At 40.7% G+C, this 16,646-nt stretch carries 20 protein-coding genes; 11 read left to right on the forward strand and 9 right to left on the reverse strand.

Annotation, left to right across the window (positions count from 1 at the left end):
* Positions 1–269, reverse strand: a 269-nt coding sequence (locus AC1DQW_RS16315; protein WP_477455067.1) for an N-acetyltransferase family protein, incomplete at its 3' end; no start/stop codon positions are given.
* Positions 270–950: 681 nt separating this feature from the next.
* On the opposite strand from AC1DQW_RS16315, the gene AC1DQW_RS16320 reads away from it, so the two are divergent.
* From AC1DQW_RS16320 to AC1DQW_RS16335, 4 genes are all read left to right on the forward strand, one after another.
* Positions 951–2,147 carry an MFS transporter gene (locus AC1DQW_RS16320; RefSeq protein ID WP_477455068.1) on the forward strand — a complete coding sequence of 399 codons (1,197 nt, stop codon included), beginning with the start codon at positions 951–953 and terminating at the stop codon, positions 2,145–2,147.
* Positions 2,148–2,364: 217 nt separating this feature from the next.
* Positions 2,365–2,538: a hypothetical protein gene (locus AC1DQW_RS16325; protein WP_477406517.1), complete on the forward strand. Its 174-nt coding sequence runs from the start codon at positions 2,365–2,367 to the stop codon at positions 2,536–2,538.
* Positions 2,539–2,570: 32 nt separating this feature from the next.
* Positions 2,571–2,702 (forward strand): hypothetical protein, encoded by a 132-nt coding sequence (locus tag AC1DQW_RS16330; protein ID WP_477406519.1) that lies wholly within the window; start codon positions 2,571–2,573, stop codon positions 2,700–2,702.
* Positions 2,703–2,738: 36 nt separating this feature from the next.
* Positions 2,739–2,903 carry a hypothetical protein gene (locus AC1DQW_RS16335; RefSeq protein WP_477406521.1) on the forward strand — a complete coding sequence of 55 codons (165 nt, stop codon included), beginning with the start codon at positions 2,739–2,741 and terminating at the stop codon, positions 2,901–2,903.
* 79 nt (positions 2,904–2,982) lie between these two features.
* On the opposite strand, the gene lpxB is transcribed toward AC1DQW_RS16335, so the two are convergent.
* From lpxB to surE, 3 genes are read right to left on the reverse strand one after another with little or no spacing between them, the layout of a single operon-like run.
* Complete coding sequence (gene lpxB / locus AC1DQW_RS16340; protein ID WP_477455069.1) at positions 2,983–4,095, reverse strand: lipid-A-disaccharide synthase; 1,113 nt, start codon at positions 4,093–4,095, stop codon at positions 2,983–2,985.
* Complete coding sequence (locus AC1DQW_RS16345; RefSeq protein ID WP_477455070.1) at positions 4,092–4,361, reverse strand: hypothetical protein; 270 nt, start codon at positions 4,359–4,361, stop codon at positions 4,092–4,094. Before AC1DQW_RS16345 ends, lpxB begins: the two co-directional genes overlap by 4 nt.
* 17 nt (positions 4,362–4,378) lie before the next feature.
* Positions 4,379–5,152, reverse strand: a complete 774-nt coding sequence (surE, locus tag AC1DQW_RS16350; protein ID WP_477416862.1) for a 5'/3'-nucleotidase SurE — start codon at positions 5,150–5,152, stop codon at positions 4,379–4,381.
* A 26-nt stretch (positions 5,153–5,178) separates the two neighbouring features.
* Here surE and AC1DQW_RS16355 point away from each other — a divergent pair, with 26 nt between their 5' ends.
* Complete coding sequence (locus tag AC1DQW_RS16355; RefSeq protein ID WP_477455071.1) at positions 5,179–5,730, forward strand: Uma2 family endonuclease; 552 nt, start codon at positions 5,179–5,181, stop codon at positions 5,728–5,730.
* A 31-nt stretch (positions 5,731–5,761) separates the two neighbouring features.
* Here AC1DQW_RS16355 and AC1DQW_RS16360 read toward each other — a convergent pair whose 3' ends face one another.
* The 3 genes from AC1DQW_RS16360 to acs form a co-directional block, all read right to left on the reverse strand.
* Positions 5,762–5,947 (reverse strand): CsbD family protein, encoded by a 186-nt coding sequence (locus AC1DQW_RS16360; protein WP_477406531.1) that lies wholly within the window; start codon positions 5,945–5,947, stop codon positions 5,762–5,764.
* Between the two features lie 131 nt (positions 5,948–6,078).
* Positions 6,079–6,654: a hypothetical protein gene (locus AC1DQW_RS16365; RefSeq protein ID WP_477455072.1), complete on the reverse strand. Its 576-nt coding sequence runs from the start codon at positions 6,652–6,654 to the stop codon at positions 6,079–6,081.
* Positions 6,655–6,718: 64 nt separating this feature from the next.
* Positions 6,719–8,620, reverse strand: a complete 1,902-nt coding sequence (acs, locus tag AC1DQW_RS16370) for an acetate--CoA ligase (protein WP_477455073.1) — start codon at positions 8,618–8,620, stop codon at positions 6,719–6,721.
* Positions 8,621–8,857: 237 nt separating this feature from the next.
* Between acs and rpmB the strand changes: the two genes are divergently transcribed.
* The 6 genes from rpmB to bshC all read left to right on the forward strand — a co-directional run bounded on the left by rpmB (position 8,858) and on the right by bshC (position 14,024).
* Positions 8,858–9,091: a 50S ribosomal protein L28 gene (gene rpmB, locus AC1DQW_RS16375; RefSeq protein WP_022830076.1), complete on the forward strand. Its 234-nt coding sequence runs from the start codon at positions 8,858–8,860 to the stop codon at positions 9,089–9,091.
* A 105-nt stretch (positions 9,092–9,196) separates the two neighbouring features.
* Positions 9,197–9,379 (forward strand): 50S ribosomal protein L33, encoded by a 183-nt coding sequence (rpmG, locus tag AC1DQW_RS16380; protein WP_067063463.1) that lies wholly within the window; start codon positions 9,197–9,199, stop codon positions 9,377–9,379.
* 76 nt (positions 9,380–9,455) lie between these two features.
* The gene (locus AC1DQW_RS16385) at positions 9,456–9,620 is read left to right on the forward strand and encodes a DUF4295 domain-containing protein (RefSeq protein ID WP_477401119.1); all 165 of its coding nucleotides are present in this window, start codon (positions 9,456–9,458) and stop codon (positions 9,618–9,620) included.
* A 220-nt stretch (positions 9,621–9,840) separates the two neighbouring features.
* Entirely contained in the window at positions 9,841–10,806 is a 966-nt protein-coding gene (ftsY, locus tag AC1DQW_RS16390; RefSeq protein WP_477401121.1) for a signal recognition particle-docking protein FtsY, read from the forward strand.
* A 120-nt stretch (positions 10,807–10,926) separates the two neighbouring features.
* Entirely contained in the window at positions 10,927–12,264 is a 1,338-nt protein-coding gene (gene rimO, locus AC1DQW_RS16395) for a 30S ribosomal protein S12 methylthiotransferase RimO (protein ID WP_477455074.1), read from the forward strand.
* A gap of 140 nt (positions 12,265–12,404) precedes the next feature.
* Positions 12,405–14,024 (forward strand): bacillithiol biosynthesis cysteine-adding enzyme BshC, encoded by a 1,620-nt coding sequence (gene bshC, locus AC1DQW_RS16400; protein WP_477455075.1) that lies wholly within the window; start codon positions 12,405–12,407, stop codon positions 14,022–14,024.
* A 91-nt stretch (positions 14,025–14,115) separates the two neighbouring features.
* On the opposite strand, the gene AC1DQW_RS16405 is transcribed toward bshC, so the two are convergent.
* Together AC1DQW_RS16405 and AC1DQW_RS16410 are read right to left on the reverse strand one after the other, a co-directional pair.
* Positions 14,116–16,119: a M1 family metallopeptidase gene (locus AC1DQW_RS16405; RefSeq protein WP_477455076.1), complete on the reverse strand. Its 2,004-nt coding sequence runs from the start codon at positions 16,117–16,119 to the stop codon at positions 14,116–14,118.
* A gap of 172 nt (positions 16,120–16,291) precedes the next feature.
* Complete coding sequence (locus AC1DQW_RS16410; RefSeq protein WP_477455077.1) at positions 16,292–16,642, reverse strand: Spx/MgsR family RNA polymerase-binding regulatory protein; 351 nt, start codon at positions 16,640–16,642, stop codon at positions 16,292–16,294.
* Positions 16,643–16,646 lie beyond the last annotated feature (4 nt).

Here is a 16,646-nt window from a genome sequence, read left to right on the forward strand (position 1 = left end):
GTATATTGATAAGCCGCCCAGGCCCTAAAGGGGCCGTAAGTTGCAAATCCAGCAACTTTTCCGCCCACGTCGGCAACAAAAACAGGAATATTGCTTCTATTTTTATCCGCGAGCCAGTCCAACCGCATAGCAATGGTATGCGGTTCATAACTATAAACTGCTGTGGTGTTCACTATGGCGTAGTTGTAAATATCAAGAATATCGCCCGCATCGGCTGCACCGGCCTGGCGAATGACAACCATTGCATGACCATCGTTATTTTTTTCCATAATAAGCTATTTGCATCTAAATATTAAGTATTGAAACTACCAGGGATGATGGTGTGTTAATGATTTACCGCCTAAAACACAAAACCCCTTAAAACAAGTAAAGCCCCTGATGGGCAGGGGCCTTTACTAACCAATTATAAACCTAAATTATGAGAAGACTTTTTTGTGTTTTTGTTATAGTGTAAAAGTAACACTAAGTTTTTATATTATCAAGCATTATTTTGTAATTTTATTGTAACATTTATTAAAACCACTCAATTCTGCTGATTGATTCTCAAAAATACAAATAAATTATTGTTAATGTGATAATTTTTTAAATTTTTAATCTTAATCTATTTAACAAACAAAACAAATCGCAAATTATTATATTTTATTCAAATTTTTTTATCAAAAACATAAAATATACATAAATTACATGCTAAAAATATTATAAATCATTAAAAAATCATGTTTCAATGAATTTTAATCAAATTTTATTCCAAAAAAAGCCACAAAAATAAAAAATAGTCATAAAATTCATTTTTTTTATTCCAATTAGTAAAAAAATTTCCGTTTTTACTAAAATAATAAACTCCCAACCTTTGGAGATATTGTAAGCCCGTGTGTAAAAATTACTTTAAATAAGCATGACTTTAAGATTCCTTCTGCATTTTTGCGGCGCATTTTATATTTTTTCTGCCCATGCTAGCTATCCAATCGCCCAAAACACATCCTCACTTAACATCGTTCACTTTATGGATCATGACCATAGCTACAGGGTTGGTAGTGGCTAATATTTACTACAATCAACCCCTCCTGGCCGATATAGCGCACACTTTTAACATCACCGATAAAAAAGCGCAGCAGGTATCGCTGTTTACACAAATAGGTTATGCAACCGGCTTGCTGTTCATCATCCCTCTTGCCGACATGGTTAAGCGAAAACGGTTAATATTGATTGATTTTATATTCGTGGTTTTCTCCCTGCTGATAAGCGCCCTGGCCCCTTCTGTAACTATATTAACTATAGCAGGTTTTTTAGTTGGCGTATCATCCGTAATACCACAATTATTGATACCCATGGCAGCCCACCTGGCTAAACCGCATGAGCGGGGTAAAAAAATAGGTTTTGTAATGAGTGGGCTATTAATAGGAATACTACTCTCGCGTACCTTAAGCGGTTTTGTAGGCGAACACTTTGGCTGGAGAGCAATGTACTATATAGCAACCGGGCTGATGCTGGCTATGTGGTTAATGCTGTTTTTCTTTTTACCCGAGGTGGAGCCCGATTATAAGGGCAATTATAAAAACCTGATGAAATCGCTCATTCATTTGTTTAAAACAGAGCCTAAGCTACGGATGGCTGCCTTTCGTGGGGCGCTGTGCTTTGCAGGCTTCAGCGCTTTTTGGACAACACTTGTATTTTTACTGAAACAACCCCAGTTTAATGCGGGCAGTACGGTAGCCGGTACTTTTGGCCTGGTTGGGGCTTTTGGCGCTTTAGCCGCCGGACTGATGGGCAGATTAAGTGACAAAATGAATGCCTATAAATTATCAGGTTACACATTGCTGTTGGTGCTTGTCTCGTTTATCATCTTTTATTTCTCCACCCATAGTATAATTGGGTTAGTTATAGGGGTTATTGTGCTTGATATGGGTGTGCAGGCTACACATATCTCCAACCAATCCATAATTTTCTCGTTGATACCAGAGGCCCGCAACAGGTTGAACACGGTATACATGGTATCTTATTTTATAGGCGGCGCCTCTGGTACGTTTTTAGCCAGCCAGGTATGGAAAAGCTACCAGTGGAATGGTGTATGTGTTATTGGCGCCGCTTTAGCTGCCATTGCCCTGGCAGCCCACTTACTTGGTTATCAAAAAAACGTACGGAATTAAAGCAAGTGTCCGGTTATTGAATACTAAGCGGACAGCTGTTTGATGGGGATGAACACGTCCCCTCAAAAAAAATAAAAAAAAATATGCCGATAAAAACCGCTTAAAAACAGCCATTTGCACATTAATTATAAAAAAACCTGGAGATTTAATACCTTTTTTGGCGCGCCGTAAAAATTTTGGCACAGGATTGGAATAAAGCCTATCAAACGTATCTGTTATGAAAAATACCAAGAAACCGGTTAAGGAAGCAGAGAAGGAGTGGGAAAATCCGGTAGAGCCAACAAAAACAACAGACCCACGCGATGAGGAACAACTTTTAAGGCAATACAACGAAGCAAAACGTCGGAAAGAAAACCTTACCGAAAACCAGGAAAACGAAAAGAAAGACTAAACACAAGAAATTAAACTTAAAAAAACTAAACTATGAAAAACCCCAGGAAACCTTCAACCAACAAATTAGTAACACGTTTTGACAACGAATTAAAAATGATATTGGTGAATGATTTGAAAGCTGCTAAGGCAAAAGCATCACGGCTTTTACCAAGCGCGGCTTAATAAAACCAAACATACTTACCTACAAAACATCTACCTATGAAAGCTTATAAAATTGCACCATCAATGAGTAAATTAATTAACAGATTTGACGATGAATTATTAAACATTTTATTGGAAGATTTGAGAAACTTCAAATTGAAAAATCAATTTGTTAAAAACAACACGCAGGTTGCCACGCAACAAACAAGCAAGGCTGCCTGATCATCATATATACCCTACATCTATCTATCCGAAGTACTACACATCTATGAAAACGATAAAACCCTGCCAAAACAGGGTTTTATTTTTTCGAAGCATATTTGATGATAAGGCCCGCGGTTTTAGCCGATGCCCCCGGCTGCCCCATCCTCCCATCAAGCTCATCATAGTTGCTCAGCATGTTTGTACGGTAAGCATTATCATTTATGATAGCGTTAAGTTCGGCGGCTATTTTCAGTTCGTTACAATCCTCCTGTATAAACTCTTTTACAATGCTCTTATCAACGATAAGGTTAACCAAGGATATAAATTTGATTTTAACCAACAAGCGGGCTATCGCTATGGTTAGGGGATTCCCTTTATAAACCACTACCTGCGGTACATTAAACAGAGCGGTTTCCAGCGTAGCCGTGCCCGATGCTACCACAGCGGCATAGGCATGTGTTAATAAATCATAAGTAGCATTAAATATTACGGGGATGTTTTTGCCGCTTAAAAACCGGCTGTAAAAAGATGGCTTAAAAGATGGCGCTCCGGCTATAACAAACTGATGATCAGGAAACTGTTCTGTTACCGCTATCATTTCGGGCAGCAAGTAGCTTATCTCCTGCTTACGGCTGCCGGGTAACAGGGCGATGATCTTTTTATCAGTTAAATGATGCTTCCGTAAAAAACCAGGTTCGGGTTTAAATGCAGTTTTAGCATCCAGCAGCGGGTTGCCTACATAGTCAACAACCATTCCCCAGGTTTTGTAAAACTCAACCTCAAAAGGCAGGATACAAAACAAGTGATCAACTATCTTTTTGATTTTTAAAACCCGTTTCTGATTCCAGGCCCATACTTTGGGCGAGATGTAATAGTAAACGGTTAATCCAGCAGATTTTGCAAACTCCGCTATCTTTAAATTAAAACCGGGGAAATCTATCAGCACCAAAACATCGGGTTGATACGCAACAATATCCTGTTTACAGGCCTTCATGTTTTTCAGGATAGTGCGCAGATTTACTGCTACCTCTACAAAGCCCATAAAAGCCATATCGGCATAATGTTTTACCAATGTACCACCTTCGGCCTGCATCAGGTCGCCACCAAAAAAACGGAATTCGGCTGTTGGGTCGAGCTCTTTTAGGGCCTTCATCAAATTTGCCCCATGCAAATCGCCCGAAGCTTCGCCGGCTACCAGGTAATACTTCATCTGATGGGTTGTAATTTAAGTAAAAAAACAGCCGCCATAAATACAAAGGTAACTAGTATGATACCTACTCCGGTTTTATCATGCCCCTGCTTAAAACAATACCTGGTGATAAACAAATTAAAAGTGATAGCCACCAGGTATGGTACACCCGGCTTGTTGAATATTAAAAAGTTACCTTTTAGTAAGTACAAAAAGACGAACAGACTAATGCCCGGCAGTATTAAACCGCCAATTATCCCTGCCGCTATACTGTTGTTTTTTAGCATGTTTTTAACACGGTAATTTATACATTAAACTGCCAGTTATTTAAAAACGGGATAGCGTGGTGTGCTGTCATATCAAACTGTATAGGTACTACCGATACATAATTATGGTCCAAAGCCCAAACATCGGTATCTTCGCCGCCATCATTCAACTGAAAAACGCCGGTAAGCCAGTAATATGGCCGCTTATGCGGATCAACCCTTTCGTCAAACTCCTCGGCCCATTTGGCATTGGCCTGGCGGCAGATCCTGATACCTTTGATATCAGGTGTATTAGGAAAATTCACATTCAGTAAAGTATTTGCCGGTAAGCCGTTGGCTAAAACCTGCATGGCAAGCTCCTTTACAAATTTAACGCAGTGACTAAAATCTGCATCAAGGTTATAATCATCCAAAGAAAAACCTATTGAAGGGATACTCTCAATTGCGCCCTCAACCGCAGCCGACATGGTACCCGAATACAACACGTTAATGGAATTATTTAAGCCATGATTAATACCTGACACGCACAAATCGGGCTTTTGACCTTTAAAGATCTTGTTCACGGCCAGCTTCACACAATCAACCGGCGTGCCCGAGCAGCGGTACATTTCAATACCCTCGTAAATATCAACCTTATCTAAACGCAGTGGTTTCCCAATGGTAATGGCGTGCCCCATTCCCGATTGCGGACTATCAGGCGCAACCACCACTACCTTTCCAATCCCGCTCATCGCTTCAATTAAAACTTTGATACCGGGAGCGGTTATGCCATCGTCATTTACTACAAGAATATTGGGTTTGGTGATTTTCATTGTGCGAAATTAGTTATATTTGATTTATGCTGACTGCTGATAAGAAAAAGAAATACACCGTTGATGATTATTTGCTGCTGGAAGAAGGTGCCCCTTTTCAGTTGATAAACTATGATTTAATTATGTCGCCATCACCTTCCGCCCTCCATAAGTTGATATCAGGTAAAATATATTTAGCAATTCTGCTTTTTTTAGAAAAATCTGCCAATAATGGGATACTTATGTATGCGCCAATAGACGTCCACTTTGATGATGGAAATGTGCTACAGCCTGATCTTGTTTATATTTCGGAAGAAAGGAAAGACATTATTAAAACTTTTGTTGAGGATGCACCTGATTTGGTTATCGAAATACTTTCACCATCAAATGCCTATTACGATTTGAGGCAAAAAAAAGATGTCTATGAAAAATACGGCGTTAAAGAATATATTATCATCGACCCCGTACAGGAAAATGCAGATTTATATGCTTTAAAAAATGGAGCCTATTACCTACACCAAAAAGCCCAAAAAACCGAAGTACTAAATTCTTTATTACTACCAGGATTTGGCCTTGAGCTTTCAAAGATTTTTAAATGAAAAGGCCCGTTACAGGAGCCTTTTCTAAATCTTATAAACTGTTAATCCACTTCACTAATTCATCTCGGGTTTTACCCGTTTTTTTCTGAAGTTTCCCTAATGTTTCCTCGTCTTTACCTTCTTCATAAGTAAGGTCGTCATCGGTAAGGTCGCCGTAAGCTTGTTTAATCTTCCCCTTTAGTTCGTTCCAGCTGCCTTTTATTTGTAACTTATCCATAATGCCTTTTTATTTAGATGTATTGTTATAACATTCGGAAAACGATATGGTTTGGGGGAAAGAGTCAAGAGATAAGAGTCAAGACTTGTGAATTGGAACGGAGCAATAAATAGAATCCATTCCTGGTTCTTTCAGTCCCTCACAAACCGCTTCAATACCTTGCGCTCAAAATCATTAGAGGACCAAAGTTCTATTTTGTAGTGATCGGTGCCTTCATCTGCTTCGGAATTAATATTTTTGAGATCATAGGAGTAAACCCTTATACGATAATATCCAGGCGTTACTATAGCTTTCAACTGGATTTTATGATGCGGAAAATCAAGCACCTCCAATATCCCGGAACTGATCCTGATACCGGCCTCAACTACGTGATCATACTTTTTAAAATCTTTTTCCCGGCTTGCTGCGTCCAGTACAGCCAGTTCGGCCTTTACATGACCAAAACTTTCTATACCAATTCCTACAATATCTTTATCTTTTGATGTCGCCAATCTATCGGCATAAGCAGCGGAGGTCCAAAAGCTGGTGTCACCGGTTTCGCCTGTAAAGGCAGAATCACAGAGGTAAAACTGGTTTTCTGAAGTGAAAAAATCGAGTTTATATCTTGCAGACGGGCGATCTTTAAACGCCGATAAAAGAACAAGCATAAAAGGAGTAAGGATCAAAGCCATAGCTATTTTCTTCACTATTACTTTGATCCTCGTCATTTACACCTGTTTGATTGTTAATGCTACAAATTAGTTTTCGCTCGTTTATTCAAGCATCCTATTCTTACAAAGCTCCTGCCTTTATCTCTTCAACAACAGCCGGATCAAGCAGGGTGCTGGTATCGCCAAGATTACCTGTTTCACCCTCGGCTATTTTGCGTAAAATACGGCGCATGATTTTACCCGATCGTGTTTTTGGCAGCCCGCTTACAAACTGAATTTTATCTGGTTTGGCAATTGCGCCTATTATCCGGGCAACTGTCATAACTATATCCTTCCGGGTAAGCTCGGCATCACCATGCTGATTTGGGCATACCACAAAGGCATATACACCCTGTCCTTTTATATCATGCGGGTAACCTACAACCGCCGATTCAACTACACTGCTGTGCATGTTAATAGCATTCTCCACTTCGGCTGTTCCAATACGGTGACCGGATACGTTCAGCACATCATCAACACGACCGGTAATACGGTAATAGCCATCTTCATCGCGCAGGCAGCCATCCCCGGTGAAATATAAGTTTTCGTAAGTGGCAAAATAAGTAGTGCGGCAGCGTTCATGGTCACCATAAGTGGTACGCAGCATGCCCGGCCACGGGAACTTGATACATAGGTTGCCACTTACACCATTGCCCTCTATTATCTTCCCATTTTCATCAACCAATACAGGTTGTACGCCCGGTAAAGGCAAAGTTGCATAGCCCGGTTTGGTTGGCGTAACATTACAAATAGGCGATATCATTAACCCTCCATTTTCTGTTTGCCACCAGGTATCGGCAATAGGGCATTTGCCATGGCCTATTTTTTCATCGTACCAATGCCAGGCTTCTTCATTAATAGGCTCCCCTACCGAACCCAGTTTGGTAAGCGAACTCAGGTCTTTCCCTTTTAACGGCTCATCACCAAAACTCATCAACGAGCGAATAGCTGTTGGCGCAGTATATAATATATTTACTTTATACTTATCTACAATATCCCAAAACCTGCCGGCATCCGGATAGGTAGGCACCCCTTCAAACATTAAAGTTGTTGCTCCCTGCGATAGCGGGCCGTATACAATGTAAGAGTGCCCCGTAATCCAGCCGATATCGGCGGTACAAAAATATACTTCGCCCTGGTTGTACTGGAACACGTTAGCAAAAGTATAGCCGGTGTAAACCATATAGCCACCGGTAGTATGCACCACCCCTTTAGGTTTACCTGTTGAACCTGATGTGTATAGGATGAACAACATATCCTCGGCGTCCATTTGTTCTGCAGGGCATGCGGGGTTACCTTGTGTTTCTACCTTTTTAACTTCATCTTCCCACCAAACATCGCGTCCCTTTATCATAGAAACCGGTGTACGGCTGCGGGTTAAAACAATTACACGCTTAACAGATTTACACTGTACCAGTGCGTCATCAATTACCGATTTTAAAGGAATAGGTTTATTAGCCCTAAAGCCCCCATCGGCTGTTATTACAACATTACATTCGGCATCATTTATTCTATCGGCAATGGATTGTGCCGAAAAACCGCCAAATACAACCGAATGAATTGCCCCAATACGGGCACAGGCCAAAACGGCGATGGCCAGCTCGGGTATCATGGGCATGTATATACAGATGCGATCGCCTTTTTTAGCACCGTTATTTTTTAACACATTGGCAAACTGGCAAACCTTATCATGCAGCTGGCGGTAAGTTAATATCCGGTGATCTTCCTGTGGATCATTTGGTTCCCATATAATAGCAGGTTTATCGCCGATAGTTGCCAGGTGACGATCAAGACAATTTTCTGTAATATTGAGTTTAGCCCCCTGGAACCATTTAATCTTTGGCTCTTTAAAGTTCCAGTCGAGTACTTTGTCCCACTTTTTTTGCCATAAAAAATTTTCGGCAATATTGGCCCAGAACTCTTCAGGCTGCTCAACACTCTGCTGGTAAACCTGTTTATATTCGTCAAACGATGTAATCTTCATAGCATTCATAATGGTGGGCGTAAATTAGTAATTTCTGTGTTATGTACATATTAAAAAACATTACTTATTAAATATTTTTAATAAGTGGCGGCATTTAGAAAGCAGGCTAAAAATAGGCCGCTGATCGTTTTTATAAATAATTTGATAATTTTTAAAAACACTGTTGAATAATTGATTTAAAAGTCTGATATTTGCAAACTCTTTTGAATAAAGGGTTGATAATTAAAAATATTTGTCATGTCAAGAATTTGTGATCTAACAGGAAAAGGATCTATTGTAGGTAATAACGTTTCAAACTCAAACGTTAAAACAAAACGCAGGTTTCATCCTAACTTAAAACTTAAGAAGTTTTATATCCCTGAAGAAGATAAATGGATTACCTTAAAGGTATCTACATCTGCTGTTAAAACTATCAGCAAAAACGGCATTACTGCCTGTATCAATAAATTTGTTAAAAAGGGATACATTTAGTAGGTATTACGTTAAGGCCTTATGTTCGGCATAGGTATTAAACGCAGTATATAATTTAAAAAATTACGTAAGCCGGGATGGTGATACGTACAACATAAAAAGAAAATGGCAAAAAAAGGCAACAGGGTTCAGGTAATTTTAGAGTGTACTGAACACAAAACAAGCGGTATGCCAGGCATGTCTCGCTATATTACCACCAAGAACAAAAAAAATACAACTGAAAGACTGGAAATGAAAAAATTCAACCCGGTTTTAAGGAAAGTAACCGTTCACAAAGAGATTAAATAATCAGTTGAAGTTACTGGTAGTTGCTGTAGTTTTATACAGTATACAACTATAACATACAACTCAAAACTTAAATAACATGGCAAAGAAAGTAGTTGCAACACTGAAAGTAGCAGGTAAAGGCAAAGAATATTCAAAAGTTATTACAATGAACAAATCACCGAAAACCGGTGCTTATTCATTCAAAACCCAAATTGTCCCTAACGATTTTGTTAAGGATGCAATTGCAGGTAAAACTATATAATACCTTTTGATTTAAATATTGAAGCCGTCTTGTTTTTACGAGAGGGCTTTTTTCGTTGATGCCTATGCATCAGATGTGCAGACACGCAGATTAAAGTAATTATATTAAACTGACATCTGTTAATTATCATTTGGACATATTTGCATTACTAAATTAAACATCAAAAACACGCACATTATAAATCTGCATATCCGCACATCTAAAATTTGCACATCTAACTATGGGATTATTTGATTTTTTTAAGAAAAAGGAAAACACGCAGCAGGAGCAACAAGCCCTTGATACCGGTTTAGAAAAAACCAAGGATAACTTTTTTTCAAAGATCACCAAAGTTATTGCCGGTAAATCAACCGTTGATGATGATGTGCTTGATGAGCTGGAAGAAGTGCTGGTTACATCTGACGTAGGTGTAAGCACCACCCTAAAGATCATCGAGCGGATACAGGAACGCGTTGCCCGCGATAAATACGTGGGTACAGGCGAGTTAAATACGCTGTTAAAAGACGAAATTCAAAAACTACTTGCCGAAAACAACAGCAATGATTTCCGCAATTTTGAATATGGCGATCATAAGCCTTATGTAATAATGGTTGTAGGTGTTAATGGCGTGGGTAAAACCACTACTATTGGCAAACTGGCACATAAACTTAAACAGGCGGGTAACAAGGTAGTACTTGGAGCTGCAGATACTTTCCGCGCAGCCGCGGTTGAACAATTGCTGCTTTGGGGCAAACGGGTTGATGTAAAGGTTGTAGCCCAGCCAATGGGATCAGATCCGGCTTCGGTTGCCTATGATACCTTACGCTCGGCAGTTGCCAACGGCGATGATGTAGCTATTATTGATACTGCAGGCCGTTTACACAATAAGGTTGGCCTGATGAATGAGCTTACCAAAATTAAAAATGTAATGCAAAAGGTAATTCCCGGCGCACCGCATGAGATCTTGCTGGTATTGGATGCATCAACCGGCCAAAACGCCATTGAGCAATGCAAGCAATTTACCGAAGCCACCAACGTAAATGCCCTGGCTTTAACCAAGCTTGATGGTACCGCAAAAGGTGGTGTGGTGATAGGGATCTCGGATCAGTTTAAGATCCCTGTAAAATATATAGGCGTTGGCGAAGGCGTTGAGCATCTGCAGTTGTTTGACAGGCAAGCGTTTGTAGACTCCCTATTCAAACAATAATTATATCATTGCGAGGAGGTACGACGAAGCAATCTCCTACCTTGCAATTCAATCCTATATAGTTCGCGATTGCTTCGTTCCTCGCAATGACAATTTTTTCATTGCAATGATTAGTGTGTTATGAAGACAAAAGAAATTTCGCGCCCATTATCAAAACCAGTTAAACAACGTGTTAACGTGGTTACTTTGGGTTGTTCAAAAAATATATACGATTCCGAGATCCTGATGGGGCAGCTGAAGGGTAACCAGTTTGATGTGGTACACGAGGCAGAAAAAGTGGGCAAGAATGATATTATTGTTATCAATACCTGCGGCTTTATTGACAACGCCAAGCAGGAATCTATCGATACCATACTACAATACAGCGAGCTAAAGGAACAAGGCAAGGTTGGTAAAGTGATTGTAACCGGTTGCTTAAGCGAACGCTACAAACCCGAGCTGGAAGCCGAGATCACCAACGTTGATGCCTACTTTGGTACTAATGACCTGCAGAATTTATTGCAATCAGTTGGCGCCGATTATAAGCATGAGCTTATTGGCGAGCGCTTGCTTACCACCCCTTCCCACTTTGCCTATTTTAAAATTGCCGAGGGTTGTAACCGCCCATGTTCTTTTTGCGCCATCCCATTAATGCGGGGCAAACACCTGAGTACTCCCATTGATCAATTGGTAAAGGATGCGCAAAACCTGGTTAAAAACGGCACAAAAGAATTGATATTAATTGCACAGGACCTTACCTATTACGGCCTTGACTTATATGGCAAACGTAACCTGGACGAATTGCTTCGCCGCCTGAGCGATGTTAACGGGGTGGAATGGATCAGGCTGCAGTACGCCTACCCATCTGGTTTCCCGATGGAAATATTGGATGTGATGAATGAGCGGGACAATATCTGCAAGTACATGGATATGCCTTTACAGCACATCAGCGATGATATGCTAAAATCTATGCGCCGCGGTATCACCAAACAAAAAACCATCGACATTGTAAACCAGATTCGCGATAAGGTGCCCGGCATAGCCATGCGTACCACCCTCATTACAGGCTATCCCGGCGAAACCCAGCAGGATTTTGAAGAAATGGCCCAGTGGGTTGAAGATACTAAATTCGACCGGTTGGGTTGCTTCACTTACTCGCATGAAGAAAAAACACATGCGCATTCTTTAGTGGATGATGTGCCGGCCGATGTTAAACAGGAGCGCGCCGATGCGATAATGGAAATTCAGCAAGGAATTTCGTTTGATAAGAACCAGGAAAAAATTGGCCATATATTTAAAGTATTGGTGGATAAAAAAGATGGAGATTATTTTGTTGGCCGTACAGAATTTGATTCGCCCGAGGTTGATAACGAGGTACTAATTGATGCCAGCATTGATTACGCAACAATAGGCGGCTTTGTTAACGTAAAGATAGACAGCGCAGAAGACTTTGACCTTTATGGACAAATTGTAAAATAATCCAATTTGTGGTTTCCTATTGGTTTATTTTAAGATTTAAATCTAAATTCGAAATCAGCATTTAATATTTGATGCTGATCACATGTTCTATATTTGAATTTTTAAATCCGAAATCGAACATTCGAAATACAAAACCAAAAATGGAAGCCTCCTGTATAAGTTATAAAGAAACCGGATTTTTTTCGCCCACAGTTATTGACTACCTCGAAAACCGGGCCGAGCTACAATCGTTTTATGCCTTCCGGCCTGATATGGACGGTTTTGCCGAACTGCTGAAAAACAAAAAAGTAGTTGCCAATCGGGAGATATTGTTCCGTGTACTATCAAAGCAGTACGTGCATAATGAACAGGAAGGCAATTCAAAATTCAAAATTCAAAATTCAAAACTTGTCGCAGACAATATTGATCTGCTAAAGCTTGATAACACCTATACAATTACTACCGGTCATCAGCTGAATATTTTTGCAGGGCCGTTATATTTTCTTTACAAAATTGCCACTGCTATTAAACTGGCACAGCAATTAAAAGCAGCTCACCCCGATAAAAACTTTGTACCTGTTTACTGGATGGCCAGTGAAGACCATGATTTTGCCGAGATTAATTACACCAATATTGGTGGGAAAAAAGTGCATTGGTGGTACGAGGCATCGGGCGCTACAGGGCGGATAAATCCTGATACCATGCGCCAGGCGCTTAACCAATACAAAGGGGTTTTAGGGATGGAGGGTCATGCCGTGGAAGTTGCCGAAATTGTTGAAACCGCTTATACCCGCTTTGATAAACTGGCCGATGCCACCCGCTATTTAGTTAACGCACTATTCGGTCAATATGGCCTGGTTATTATTGATGCAGATGACCACGAGTTTAAACGCCAGTTTGCTCCTATTATGGAGCAGGATATCATTAACCAAAACAGTTTTAAAAATATAAGTGCCACCAACGAGCAACTGCAGAAACTGGGGGTACATATCCAGGTTAATCCGCGCGAGATCAACTTTTTTTACCTGAAAGATAGCCTGCGCGAGCGGGTAATATTTGAGCAGGAAAGCTACAAGGTAATGAACACCGAAATTAGCTTTACAGATGCGGAACTGAAAGAAGAAATAGCTAACTATCCGGAACGCTTTAGTCCCAACGTGGTAATGCGCCCCCTTTACCAGGAGTGCATTTTGCCCAACATTGCCTACATAGGTGGTGGCGCCGAGGTGGTGTACTGGCTGGAACTAAAATCAAACTTTGATTATTATAAGGTTGATTTCCCGATCCTGATCCTGCGTAATTCGGCATTGGTAATACGTAAGGAACAGGCGGCAAAAATTGAGCGCATGGATCTTGATGCTGCCGCCCTGTTTAAGCAAGATGATGAGCTTAAAACCGAATGGATAAAAAAACACAGCAACCATAACCTCAGTCTTGCAGGTGAGTGGCGCGAAATGTCTGCAATTTTTGAAAAGATCAAACTCCGCTCCTACAAAATAGACCCTTCCCTTTCGCCATCAACATCAGCCGTACAAGCCAGGCTAAAACATGCTATTGATAATCTCGAAAAGAAATTAATAAAAGCCGAGAAACGCAATTACGCGGTAAGATTGGAGCAATTATCAGCTGTAAAAGCCGAGTTGTTCCCCAAAGACAGTCTGCAGGAACGCACCGAAAACTTTGGTTTGATGTATGTTAAATGGGGACAATCATTCATCGATGAACTCATCCATCATTTTGAACCGCTCGATTTTGAGTTTACCGTGCTAACAGAAGAATAATTGTATTGAAAGCTATGCTGAATTTGTTTCAGCATGATTTTCCCTTAAAGCTTTTCAACAAAAACCCGGCGTTAACCGGGTTTTATATTTATCATTTCTTTGTCCAAACGTTATTGTCGGGGTTATAATCCGGCAATACTTTATCCGGATCATAGGTAACCGATTCAATTTCTTCTGTCGATGGATATTTAAATGTCCAGGAAGCATTACGTTCCCAAACTTCAACAGGTAGTTTCATCCGTTCGGTTTTACCGCTTTTGGTTTTTATTTCCAATATAACCGGCATAGCCATTTTACCAAGGTTATCAATAGTGATCAAAGCACCTTTTGAAGCGTCGTTATCAATGTATTTAACATCGCTAACGGCCACATCTAAACGCCAGTCGTTTAGGAACCACCCCCTCCAAAACCATTGTAAACTTTCGCCTGAGGCATTTTCAATAGTACGGAAAAAGTCGTCTGGTGTTGGATGTTTAAATGCCCAGCGGTTGATATACGTTTTAAAAGCAAAATCGAAACGTTCCGGACCCAGGATCTGCTCGCGCAATAAAACAAGGCCTGCGCTTGGTTTTGCATACAGCAAAGTACCGGTATTTTTTTCTTTAAGATTAGCTGGCTGGCTCATCATCGGTTCAAGCTCGGGTTTGGTAAAAAAATCACCGATTTTATGCATATCGCCTGGTTTTCTTGCATATTCCCCTTTATTGAAATCGGCGGTAGAAAGTGTATTGATAAAAGTATTGAATCCTTCATCCATCCAGCCATATAAACGTTCATTTGATCCTACGATCATCGGGAACCAGGTATGGCCAAACTCATGGTCGTTAACTCCCCAAAGGCTGCCTTTTTTAGCCCTGTATCCACAGAAAACAATGCCGGGATATTCCATACCACCTACTATACCGGCAACGGCGGTAGCAGCAGGATAAGGAAACTCAAACCATTTTGATGAATTGTATTCGATAGATTTTTTAACATACTCTGTTGAACGGGCCCATGCATCAATGCCATCACTTTCAACCGGGTAAGCTGATATGGCTATTGATTTTTTACCACTTGGCAAATCCATCTTAGCCGCGTCAACAATAAATGCTGCGGATGAGGCCCAGGAGGCATCCCTCGCATTTTTAATTTTAAAGTGCCAGGTAAGGGTAGCTTTACCGGCCGGGCGTGATGAAGCTTCAGTAACCTCGGCAGCCGAACGGATAACTACGGTTTTTTCACTCTGAGCAGCTTGTGCCCAACGTTTTTGCTGTTCGGGGGTATATACCTCGGTTGGATTCAGCAACTCGCCAGATGCCACTACAATGTGTTTTGCAGGAGCAGTGATGCTCAGGTCGAAATCACCATACTCAAGGTAAAACTCACCCGGGCCAGTGTATGGCTGGGTGTTCCATCCTAATACTTCATCGTACACACACATACGGGGGTACCACTGGGCCACAGTGTAGATTTTGCCATTTTTTGAGATCTTATCATCCAGGTAACCCATACGGTCTGATCCGTAATTTGGGGATACAAATGAATACTCAATTTTTAGCTTAGCAACACCGCCATTGGCTGTTACCTGTTTTGGCAAAAAAACCTGCATACGGGTATCGCTGATGATGAATTTAGCATCAACCAACGCGCCTTTAAGGCCAACATATTTTACCGATTTAATTTTATAACCGGCCTCAAAAGCCTCGCCACGCCCCCAGTTACGGCTGCCTGCAGGCGGAACGATTGCAGTACCACGGGAATCTAACTTAAACAGGTTTTGATCAAGCTGCATCCATAAAAAGCCCAGGTTTTGCGGGCTGTTATTGGTATATGTTACAACTTCCGAACCGGTAATTTCATTGCTTTGATCGTTCAACGTAGCGGCCAATGTGTAATCAGCACGATTTTGCCAGTATTTAGGGCCCGGCTGGCCATCGGCCGCGCGGAACTCAGTACCATTTTTAGTGTAGAAAGGGGGGCCGAAAGTTTCGTGATAATTGTAATCAGAAGCCGGAGGGGTTGGAGGTGGTGGAGGTGCGGTTTGCTGCGCGTTACCTGCCGTAAATGCAAGCATACAGGCCAAGCTTAAACCGGCCATCAGTTTTAAATTCATTTCAGTCAATTTTTTGAGTATACAAAGCAAGTATACTAAAAAAACTGTTTTTATATTCCCGGTAAAATGATTGTTACGCTTTTATTAAGGATTGAATTAATGATTTATTGAATTATCGATTTGTTTGATAATAATCTATTAATCAGGTAGATTTAATTTGTTTTAACAATTTTCATTGCTTCAAAAAGTGTTCTTCATAAACCTTCTCATCAAAGCCAAAAAACAGGAAACCGCCATCTTCAATAACCGGTCTTTTGATCATGCTGGTTTTTTGTTGCAATAATTTTAAAGCATCCGTATTGGTTTTAACACTTTCTTTTACTTCGGGATCAAGCTGTTTCCAGGTGAGGCCTTGTTTGTTCATGAATTTTTCGTAACCGGCTTTACTATCCCATTCCTGCAGTTTTTCGGTGCTTACACCCAGTTTTTTAAAATCCTGGAAATCGTAATCAACTTTATTGGTTTTGAGCCAGTCGAGCGCTTTTTTTACTGTATTGCAATTGGTAATTCCGTAAACTTTCATGCCG

The sequence above is a fragment of the Mucilaginibacter sp. P5_A4 genome (assembly GCF_056400605.1).